Source organism: Frankia sp. AiPs1 (assembly GCF_023716945.1).
In the GTDB taxonomy this organism is placed as follows: domain Bacteria; phylum Actinomycetota; class Actinomycetes; order Frankiales; family Frankiaceae; genus Frankia.
On record NZ_JAMQQF010000159.1, the window covers coordinates 1 to 11838 of the forward strand.

Sequence of the window (11838 nt, forward strand, 5' to 3'; positions counted from 1 at the left end):
GGCTCGGCCCGGACCGCCTCGACGGCGGCGGTGTCGACGTCGTCCAGCGGGACCGCCGGGTCCGGCCCGGTCAGGTCGAGCGGCAGCGCCGCCGCCGGCCCACGCTCCCCCGCTGCGGCGGAACGGAAGGTCCAGGCACTCGGCACCCGTTCGCCGGTCGGCAGCGCGTCCAGCACTCCCTCGGCATCGCCGTCACCGTCGACCACGCCGTCGCCGTCGCCATCGCCATCGCCATCGCCATCGCCCGCATCATTGCCCGTGCCGTCCCCTCTTCTGGCGGCGGTCAGCTCCTCCCGGGCCAGCAGGATCTCCTCGCCGCCGAGGCTGAGCTGGCCGGCGCTCACCGTGAACGCGACCGCCCGCGCCAGGTCGAGGCGCCGCCCCGCGGCGAGCCAGTCCCGCGCCTGGCTGACCAGAGCGTCCGGCAGGTAGCCGGCGAGACCGAGCAGCGCCCGATGCCAGGCGTCGATCATCGCCGCGTCGTCCTGAACGCTGATCACCGTCGCCTCGGCGGCCACCGTCACCTCACCGGCCTCGGCGGCGTCCACGCTTCCCACGTCGGTCATCTCGCCTCCCCGCCTGCGTGAACCGTGCTCGCCGGACCGCGCCGGCCGCCGCGGCCACGACGGCCGGCGCAGCCCCTGTCGGGAACACGGCGGGCGGGGGCCGGACGGTTCAGCGAGGCCCTACCGCTGATCCGCGGGCCCGTCCTGCGGGCGGGGCGGCACGATCAGCTCAAGGTTCCCGGTGGCGTACCGACCGTGCTCCGGGACCGCGTTCTGCAACATCATATTGACCGATTGCGACAGGGACAGGATGTCGAACCTGGCGTTCGGACGGATCAGGACGAACCGCAGGCCGAACGCGGCGGCCAGCCGCTCCGCGTCCCGGACGAAGACCCGGTACTGGTCCTCGTCCGTCGGCGGCTCCGTGCGCAGCACCACCACCTCGAACGGCCGGTGCCGGGCCGCCTGGGCCGCGGTGACGACCGCGTCCACCCCGACCTCGTCGATCCCGCGGGCACTGCCGTCCCCGAATCCCACGCCGAGACGGCCGTCCGGCAACAGCGGCAGATCAAGCAGGAAGGCCTCGGACGGGTACATCTGCTCGCCGATCCCGTACCCGTACTGGGATCGGAACTCCGCCATGTCGGTGGTGGGGGCAGCCAGCCCGTTGTCGGTCATCCGCAGCCACGTGGGGGCGTTCGCCGGCCACAGCCGACCGACCGGGTCGGTCACCAACGGGACCGGCCGACCGGCGGGCGCATACGCCATCTCCCAGGGCTGGTTGACGTACTCGACGGCCAGGTAGTCGCCGACCCGCTCGACGGCGACCCCAGCGGGCGGCACGAACACGAAGACCTCCGCGGCGGCGCCGACCTGCTGCCAGGCCTGCCAGGTGAGCAGGTCGTGGGACTCGTCGTCCGGCCGGTTCTCGGCCACCGCCAGGGGCTGGCCCGGCCGCCACCCGTGACCGGCCAGATAGGCGGGCAGCTGCGTCGGCGTCAGGGCGTGAGACGTCCCGTCCAGTCGCTCGATCACGAACTCGGGTGCGCCGGTGTCACCGCGCCGGACGGTGAACCCCCGCACCTCGTAGACCTCGGGCCGCGCGGCGAGCTGCTCGCTACGCAGGACAGCGGACGGGTAGGCGGCGGCGTCCGCCCCGGTCAGACCCGTGCTCGTACGAACCACCGAGTCGTCGGGACGCAGCCGCGCCACGCCGTCCTCGGACACCCATCTGCTCATTCCCCGCTCCGCCAGCGGCCCCAGTACCTCCCACCACGTCGGCCGGTCCTGGATGTCCACCGCCCGCGGACCCGACGGGCCGAGGCGAGTTCGACTGGCCTCGCCGGAGACCAGCACCTCCACCTCTGCCTCCGCGGCGAAACGGCGCAGCATCTGGTCCGATCGACCCGGCCCCCCGGGGCTCCAGACCCGAAGGTCCACGTACCTCCGAGAGTCTCTCGACCAGCCCCCCAGCGCCAGGTAGTCCGCAAAGGTGGGAGAGGGGTACCGGTTGCTGAAACCCGCCATGCCCTCGTCCTGGAAACGTGTCACCTGGCCGCCGCTCACCACTGCGATGCCGTCGCCCTCACGTGGCAGAATCATCTCGAAGAGGCCGTCCCTCCTCCGAGCCACCTGCTGTAGAGCAGGAAGCGCATCCAGGTAGGACGGCAGCGTCGCCGACGCCATCCCGGTGGCCCAGACCACCGGCTCCGACACAGCACCCGGCTCCAGGTGGCCAGACGGCGTGGCCGCCAGCCACAGCGGCGGTGTCACCGCGCCTCGCCCCGCGCTTCTGGAGGGCCGCACCGACTGCCAGCCGGGCCCCAGCCCGGCGCGGGAGAACAGCCGGCCGCCGTCCACCCCCTGCTCGGCGCCCACCGTCGGCAGCCAGAGCTCCGTGCGCAGTTCCAGGACCAGATCCTGCGCCTGCCTGCGCAACGCCTCGGTCCGCGGCGTCGCCTCGGCCAGGTCGGCCCACCAGTGCGGCGACCCCATCGGCGCCCCGTCCGACGCCCACACCTGCACCGGCCCGCCCCGCCAGCCCGCCGCCGCCAGCATCCCACGCAGCACATCCGAGGTCAGCGGCACCGGCTCACCGCCGGTGCGCGCAACGACCGCCAGCACGCCGTCCTGCGTCCGCGGCAGGAACACCGACGTCACGTGCGGCTGGCCCACCAACCCGGCCGCCAGTGCCTCCATCCCCTCCGCGACCACCAGCCCACGGTCCCGATCGACCCGAACGGCGAAGTCCGCGATCGGCGCCGTCGTTCCCGGGCTCGACGGGTCACCGCCCCGGACCTCGGCCGGGCCGGTTCCCGTGGCCGGACCGTTCGCCAGGGCCTGGTAGTGATCAATCCCGTTGTACTGCACGCGCACGCTCGCCCGCGGCTGCCCGTCCGGCAGCGACGGGTGAAGATGATTGCTCCGCGCCAGGCGGCCCGCTCCCGTCGTCACGACCACCACGTCCAGGTCGGTCGCCTGGGCCACGATCTGCGGAACCGCGTCGAAGAACGGCGTGTGCCACCAGGCGGGATCACGGATCGCACGGGCGACCAGGTCACTCACCCGCATCCCGACGAACTCGCTCGGCCGCCCCAGCCGTCTCAGCAGCGGCGACCTCCGCAGGAGGTTGTTCCACTCGACACCCGTCGGATTCTGGTTGACCGCCGTCTCCAGTTCGGCGAGCAGATGGGCCGGCTCACCCCGGCCCAGGTTCGGGGCCGACCGCGTCAGGACCGCGCGCAGCCCGTTAAGGCCCAGGTTGCGGGCCAGCTCCCGCACCATCAACCCGGGGCCGCCGCCTCTCTCCGGCAGGTCAAGACTGTCACGCATCTGCGATCCCGCCGGCCCGGTGAACCACGCGGCCGCATGGTCACGGAGCTGGTCCAGCGTCATCCCCGCGATCGGCGAACCCGGCGCCTGATCCTGAGCACCCACGATCACCGACGCGAAGTAACACAGGCCGTTCCTGGGAACCTGAAGAACCTGGAAATCCCGGCCCTCGGCCCGGACACCACCCACCACCGGACCAGCCACCACCGGACCAGCCGCCGGAGAGCTCGGCGCCGGAGAACCCGTCACCGGGCCTGGCCGCCCGGCCGCGGCGGCGGACGCGACCGCCGGCGCGGGTGGTCGAGCGGCCTGGGACGTCGGCACGGGACCGGTCGACTCCGCGGACGGGGTGTGAGGGGACGGGGTGTGAGGGGACGGGGTGTAGGAGGGAGGCGCCCACACCCGGGCCAGGCGGTCCCGAACAATCCGCCGGGCCCGCTCGACCGACTGGCGGACAGTCTCCGGCGCCGGCTCCCGCGGCATCGGATACCGCACCGGCTCGACGGTAGAGTCCCGCCCCAGCGGCTCAACCGCGTGATAGAGGTTCAGCGTCGTGTCCGGGTCGGGGTGCTCGTACACCCACACCGTCCCGGCCGCGGCGTCCTGCTCGGCACCGGCATCGGAGACCCGGTTCACCCGGACGCCCAACAGTCTCGGCACCGCCTCCGGGTCGAACAGCGCGACCAGCCCGCCGTCGTACGGCCTGCCCTGTTGCAACGCCAGGGCCAGCGTTTCCGCCGCCGACGGCACCCGCCCCAGCGACGGCGCCTGACTGCGCACCGCCGCGACCGCCGCGAGCCGACGCCGCCCCCGCGGGGACACCGACGGCAGCGCCGCCACCTGGTCCCACATCGGATGATCCGGGGCCTGCGCCAGGGCCCGGCGCACCACGTCCCGCGGCGCCGCTGTGTCCCGATCCTGACCGGGAACCAGCAGACCCACCTCGTCGTCGTCGAGGAGATCAGCCACCACATCGGCACCGGTCCGCCCCTGCGGCCCGCCCGAGCCCGCCACGGGCGAGCCGAGCAGGAAGATCCCGAGCTCCGTGCTGATCGCATCGGCCACCGGCCCCGGCGCGGCCACCAGCAGCCGATGCAACTCGGCCAGATCGGACTGGGGGTGCTGCGTCGCCGCGCCGTGCAGAACCGCGGCGATCAGACCCTCCTCGTCATGCGGAATGCCGTTCGACACCGGCACCACTCGCCCATGCCCGGCCGGCCCCAACCGGAGGATGGTCCCCGGTCCCTGATAGGGCGGAGCCTCCCGCGCCAGCTCCCCGGGCCGCTCGATGGGAAGGTCCAGCAGATGGTGGGTCACCTCGCCGATGAACCGGTCGACCCGCGCCTCGTAGTCCTCCGTTCGGGAGTCACCGGGCGGGACCGCAATGATGGAGATGGTCTCCTGGAAATCAAACCCGATCCGTTCCATCTCGGCCCGGAGCAGGCGCGCCAGTGCTCGCGGGGTGACCGGCTCGAAGCCGTCCGAGCTGCCGCGCAGTGCCAGCCGGCCGTCCTCCATGCTGCCGACGAGCACCGGGAACTCGCCGCGGGCCCGCGCTTCGTCGATCTGTCGGCGCAGATCGCGGGCCACGACCGACGTGGCCGAGTTCACCTGCGTCGACCAGAGGTTCATCCCACCCGCGACGGAGCCTGAGACCAGCGGAACCCAGCGCAGGCGAGCGGCCCGCTGCCAGCCGCTGCGGCCGCTGAGGTCCGGGTGGTCCCAATGAGTGGAGTTCACCGGCAGACCAAGCTCGGCGCGCAGCAGCGCGGCGTAGCCGGTGCTGCGCGGTCGGGGTGACCGCGCACCGGGTGGCTCCGACAGGCCCCCGGCACCGAGGTAGACCTGACCGGCGAAGCCGCGCGGCGCGTGGGCCAGCACGACCGCGGCCAACTGCTCGGGCGGAACACGCAACGGGCCCACCGACGCATGGTGACCGAGCACGGCCTCGGCCCGGCCCTCGGCCAGCACCAGAAACCCGCCCGGAATCCGCGGAGGTTGATCGTCGGTCGGCCGGCCGGTCAGATCGACTCCGTAGACCCCCTGGTCGTCGATCAACGGGACGACCAGGAGATCCGCGATCGACGCCCCGGCCAGATACCACTCCGACGCGTCGTACTCCGCCAGCTCGAAGGTGTGGTCGAGAGGCACCAGGACACCCGTCGCACTGTCCCGGACATACCTCGACGGTGGCGGATTCGGTGACGACGATCCGGGCCCACTCCCACCCACCCGCTCCCACCGGGGAGCGACGAGATCCCGCCGGTCCGGCCGGTAGGTCGCGTCGTGGCCGATGTACACCGGCTGACCACCGAGCGCCGCGGAGATCTGCTCACCAAGAAGGCGCAGCGGCGCCTCGTTCTGGTCCATGCGGGTCGCGACCAGCCGGACCGGCGAGTCCGGACGGAAATCCTGGCCAGGCTCCTTGAAGGACGCGCGCAGAAAGGCCACGACCTCGTCGGCCTGGAGCGGCACCAAGTCGTCCATCCGCCAGGACACCTCGCCCGACGGCACCGTGTGCACCACCAGCAGCGGCAGAGCGCCGGCCGAGACCGGCATCGCCTCCAGCGATTCATGCCATTCCGCCAGGGTCCATGCGTACTCGCCGCGGGCATTCGTTCCGAAGATCAGAGCACCGGCCTCGTACCACACCACGCCGCGATCCGAGGAGTCCTCGACGAGCTGGCCGTCAGCAGCGACCCGCAGGAAGCCCGGCAACTCCTCGGACACGTCGGGCGCGGGCGGCATGACAATCGTCAGCCCCGGCCGCTCAGGGCCGTTCCCAGGAGGTCGCGCCGCCCTGTTTCGTCTCCGCAGTGGTGGACCGCCCGGCACCTCGTGCGGCGCGAACGGGTCCGTCCCACGAGGGACATGCGCCACCGGTCGACCGAAGGCCTCGGCGAGTCGTCCGATCTCGCTCTGGAAGACCCGGTACGCCGATTCCTCGACGGGTGGAACCGTCCAGAGCACCACCGTCCCGATCGGTCCGCCTCCCGCCGCCCTCGCGGCGTCGACCACCGCCTGCATGCCGATCTCCTCGACCGAACGCACGTCGCCGTTCCCGAACGTCACACCGAGACGACCATCCGGCAACAGGGGGAGATCAAGCGGAAACGCGCCGGACGAATATCCCAGCGAAGCGGCCGTGTAGCGTTCGATGTTCGACCGGACCATCTGCTCGTCGGGGGACGCCAGACCACCGGCGACCATCCTCAACCACACCGGGGCCTGCGGCGGCGACACGTGCCCCAGCGCGTCGGTAACCACGGGCACCGTGCCGTCGGTCGGTGCCTGCAGGACCTCCCCGGTCCCGCGCCCCTCTCCGGCCGGGCCCCCGTCGGCTTCCGGCTCCGCGAGCGGATCGACGTCCCGGGTCACGTCGAAGGGCTCACCGGTGCCATCGAGGGTCTCGGCGCCAGGGAACATGACGGCGCCCGACCGCGGGACGGCCCTCCCGTCGACCGACTCCCATCTGTGCACGCCGAGATCCACGTAGGGGCCGGAGATCCGCCACTGCGTCGGCTCCCCGTCGGCGCCGATCGCCCGCGGGCCGCCGCCCGCGGCGTCGAACGCGCCGTGACTGTTCTCGTCGAGCACCAGTACCTCGGTGCGGATGACCCGGCGCAGAATCCGCTCCGATCGGCCCGGACCACCCGCCGTCCACAGCCTTACCGCCCGCTGATCGTAATCGCGCTGCCAGCCGGCCGATCGCAGGAATGCAAAGAACCAGGATCTCGGGTCGCCGTAATCGGACCTTTCCGCGTCCTCGCTGTCGCTGTCGTCGTCACGTCTACCCTCCTGGTCCTCCCAGAATATGCGCGCCTCTCCGTACCTTCCGATGACCCCGATGCCGCCCTCGAGTGCAGGAAGCACCAGCTCGACAATCCCGGTGTTCCACTGATCCAGGGCCCGCAGAAACGGCAACTGATCAAGATAGTCCGGCAACGTCAACGACGCGGCACCGTTGGCCAGGATCACCGGCCCTCGCACGTCACCCGGGGTCAGGAAACCATCCGGCGCGGATTCCAGCCATTGCGGTGGGGTAAGCCGACGGTTGCCGGGATTAACGTACGGTAGCACCGCGATCCAGGGCCTGTGATCAGCCGATGCCGTGAGCTGGCCGTTCACCACCCGTTGTGGGACACCGTCCCTCGGTAGCCAGATCTCCGTTCTCAGGTCCCTGGCCAGGCGCTGTAGCTGCGAGGTCAGCGCCTGGGTCTCCTCGGACTCGTCCAAAGCATCGTCGGAAGCATCGGCATTCGGCGCCGACTCGCTTGGTGCCCACACCTGCACCGGACCGCCCCGCCAACCCGCCGCCGTCAACATCCGCTCCAGCACCTCACTCGTCACCGGAGTCAGCCGGCCACCTGCCCGCGGCGCAACACCCAGCTCGCCGAGCCTCGTCCGCCGCAGGAACAGCGACGTCACATGCGGCTGGCCCACCAGCCCTTCCGCCAACCCCTCCATCCCCTCCGCGACCACCAGCCCCCGCTCCGGATCAAACCGAACCGCGAGATCGGCGATCTCCGTCACGACTTCGTCGGCGTCGGCGTCGGAATCGGAGTCGGAATCGGAGTCGGCGGCGGCCTCGGCCGGCCGGATCGAACCGGCCGGCGCCGCGACCGGGGCACCCACCATGGCCTGGTGGTGATCGATGCCGTTGTACCGCACGTACACGCTGGCCCGCGGGGTCCCCGCCGACGAGGGATGCAGATGGTTCGTCTCCACCTGGCCGGCACGCCCGGTCCGCACGGTCACCACGTCCAGGTCGGTCGCCACCGCGACGATCTCCGGGACCCGGTCGAAGAACGGCGTGTGCCACCAGGCGGGATCCCGGACCGACCGCGCGACAAGATCACTCACGCTCGATCCGGCGAGCTGTCCCCGCCGGCCGATGCCCGCCAGCGCCGGCGAGATCCGCAGCAGACGATTCCACTGCGCACCGGTCGGATCGGCGGCCACGTCCCGCTCCAACTCGCGAAGGAGATGGCCCGCCTCACCGCGACCCCACTGCGGCGCGGACTCGCCCACCACGAACCGCAGCCCGTCCAGGCCCAGGCCGCGGGACAGCTCGCGCACCATCGACGCCGGGCCCCCACCCAGCTCCGGCCGGTCGAGGGCGTTGCGCAGCTCCTGCCCCGCGGGCCCGGTGAACCATGCGTCCACGCGGGAGACCAGGTCCGCCACCGTCATGGCGGCCACCGGTGAGTCCGATGCCTGGTCCCGGGCACCGACGATCACCGAGATGAAATAGCAGCGACCGTCGCCAGGAACCTCCAGAACCTGGAAATCGCGACCGTCGACCCGCACCGAGCCGATCACTGGACCGGCGGACGGATCCAGCCGTCCGGCCGCAGGGTCCGGGCGAGCCGCGGAGTCCGCTGGCCGGATCCCGTCGGGGAGTCGAGCCGGGTCCGACGGGTCGGTCGAGGTGCTGGGCGGGTCCACCGGCGTGGGGTAGGGCGGCGGGGTCCACAAGCGGGTCAGTCGCTCCCGCAGAATCCGCCGGGCCCCGTCCACCGCGTCCTGAACGGCGGCCTCCGATGCGGGTGGATTCGTGTCCCCCAGCGGCGGGAGCGTCGAGTCCTGTCCCAGCGACTCCACCGCGTGATACCGGTTCAACGCCGTGTCCCAGTCGGGATGCTCGTACACCCGCACCGCATCCGCCGGCCCGTCCCCGGCCGCGCTGGAACCGGAACCGGTGGGCCCGGCGGACACCCACTGCACTGTGACACCCAGCAGCTCGGAAACCGCGTCCCGGCCGAACACCGCCAGCAGGCCGCCTTCATACGGCCCGATCCCCCGCAACGCCGTCGCCAGCATCTCCCCCGCCGACGGCACCCGCCCCAACCCCCGCGCCATGTCCCGCACCGCCGCCGCCACCTCGGCCCGGCGGCGCCCCCGCGGCGACCCGGACGACAAACCCGCCACCCGATCCCACATCGGGTGATCCGGCCCCGTGGCCAGCGCCTCCCCGACGATGTCGCGCAGCTCCCGGCCGTCGCCCTCCAGGACGTCGACCAGCAGCTCCATCTCGTCGTCGGACAGCAGATCAACAACGGTGTTGGTCGCCGGACCGGCACCGAACCCACCGCCACCAGCAGCCAGCGCCGCCGGCACGACTCCAGCAAGCTCCGCCCGAACCGTCCGGGCGACCGGTCCCGGCGCCGAGCGCAGCAGCGTGTACAGGTCCGCCAGCTCGGACCCTGGTTGCTGCGAGGCCGCACTCTGTAGAAGGGCCGTGAGCAGACCCTCCTCATCATTTGGAACGGCACTCGGCACCGGCACCACCCGCCCGTGCCCGGCCGACCCCAACCGCAGGACATTCCCCGGCCCCGCATACGGCGGCGTTTCCCGGACCAGCTCGGTTCCCACCTCGGGCGGTACGAGCTGAAGCTGGAAGTGCACCTCGCGCAGAAAGCGGCTCAGCCGGTCCTCGTAGCCAGCCTGACGGGGTTCGCCGCTGGTCTCCTCGGGGACGATCGTGACGAATCTGCTGGGAAGGCCGCGCGCCGCCTCCCTGGCCAGGGTGAGCTGGATGTGGCGGGCGAGGCGGCTCGGTGTCGTCGGCTCGAACCCGCGCTCGGTGAGCACGGCCGCCCGGCCGTCGGTCGTGGTGGCGACGACGACGGGCAGAGATCCGTTCTGCGCGGCCTGCTCCCCCTCCTCGACCAGCGGGGCGCCGACCACGGCCGGCCCGGCGAAATTCAGGGCGACGTGGGAACCGACGGCGACTATCTCACCCTGTGGGGGCGGTGGGGCCTCGTGCCAGACACCGTCCTCGGTGTACTCCGGCTCCCGCTGGTGGGTCGCGTACACGGGTACGCCGAGCTCGGCGCGCAACGACGCGGCGTACCCCAGGTTCCCGGGCCTGGGCACGTTCGCTCCTGGAGCCTGTTCCAGGACGCCGACGCCCAGATGGACCGGCCCGGCGAAGCCCCGCGGCGCGTGCGCCAACACGATCGCGGCCAACTGATCCGGCGGAATCCGCACCCCACCGAGCGAAGAATGCTGGCCCAGCACGACATCCAGATCACCGTCGGCCACCACCACGAACCCGCCGGGACGCCGCTGTGGCCTGTTCGGCGATGCCGGCGCCTCGGATCGCGGTGCGGCGAGAGTGTCGGGCTCGCCGGGCAGGCTGACCCCGGGCGGCGGCCGGTCGTCGGACAACCGACCGGTCAGGTCGACGCCGAAGATCCCCTGCTCGTCGATCAACGGCACCACCAGGAGATCCGCGACCGACGCCCCCGCCAGATACCACTCCGACGTCTCCGACCCCGAGGGCTCGAATTCGTGATCGAGGGCAACCAGCGCACCCGTCAGGCTGTCCCGGACGTGCTCCAACGTCGGCGCGTCGGGCCCCTCGGCGGACGCGGCCCCGGTCGACGCGACGACGGGAACCCACCTCGGCGCGGCGACGTCCTCCAACTCCGGAACATGGGTGGCGTCATGGCCGACGTACACCGGCTGGCCGCCGAGCAGCGCCGAGATCTCCTCCGCCAGTGCCTCAAGGGGACCCTCGTTCTGTGCCATCCGGGTGGAGACCAGGCGGATCGGCGAGGCCGGCCGCGGGGATCCGTCCGCCTGCCTGAAGGCCCCGTTCAGGGCGTCGACCACCTCCTGCGCCGTCAGCGGCACCGGCCGGTCGGACTGCCACGACGGCTCGCCCGTCGCCAGCGTGTTCACCACCACCAGCGGCAGGGCGCCGGCGACCGCCGGCATGCTGAGCAGCGGGCTGTGCCAGCCCTCCAGGACCGCCCGGACCTGCTCATCATCGCTGTAGGCGCCGAACAGCAGGGCGCCGCCCTCGTACGCCATGATGTCGCGATCGTTGGTGGCGACGAGCCGACCGTCGTCAGCGAGGGTCAGATAGCCCGGGAGCCCCGCCCCATCGCCCGGAGCCATGATCTCCAGCTCCGGGGGGTCGGCCTGGGCACTCTCGCCGGCGGCATTCGCCGCCGGCATCCAGCTCCCCGGCGCGGCATGCCTCGCGAACGGGTCGACCCCGCGGCGGGCCCGGACGACCGGAGTGCCGAAGGCGGCCGCGAGCAGCTCGGTGTCGCGGGCGAAGGCCTCGAACTCGGCCTCGCCGGCCGGCGGCGTCGTCCACAGCACCACCGTCCCGAACGGCTCGCGTCGTGCGTCCTGCGCGGCGGCGGCGACCACGTTCGCCCCCACCTCCGCCAGGGGACGCACCGTGCCATCCCCGAACGCCACGCCGAGACGGCCGTCCGGCAGGCGGGGAAGATCGAGCGGGAACGCGCCCACCGGATAGCCAAGGATCGGGTACTGGTACAGCGGCCCGTTCTCCTGGAGGAGATCGCTGTCGGGCGCCGCCAGTCCATCGCTGTCCATCGCGAGCCAGGCCGGGGCGTCCGGTGCCCACAGCCGCCCCGCCGGATCGGTCACCAGCGCGGCCGGCCGGTCCGCCGCTTCGTGCACGACCTCCCACCGACCGGGCGCTGCGACGCCCCAGTGACGGCCGATGGGGCCCACG

Annotated in this window: 1 protein-coding gene and 1 pseudogene; both read right to left on the reverse strand. The window is 72.4% G+C overall.

Going from position 1 to position 11838, the window contains the following annotated elements:
* Nucleotides 1-566: pseudogene (locus tag ND748_RS15640) on the reverse strand (hypothetical protein); the annotation flags it as partial.
* Between the two features lie 120 nt (nucleotides 567-686).
* The gene (locus tag ND748_RS15645) at nucleotides 687-11783 is read right to left on the reverse strand and encodes a hypothetical protein (RefSeq protein ID WP_251746540.1); all 11097 of its coding nucleotides are present in this window, start codon (nucleotides 11781-11783) and stop codon (nucleotides 687-689) included.
* Between the last annotated feature and the right edge of the window lie 55 nt (nucleotides 11784-11838).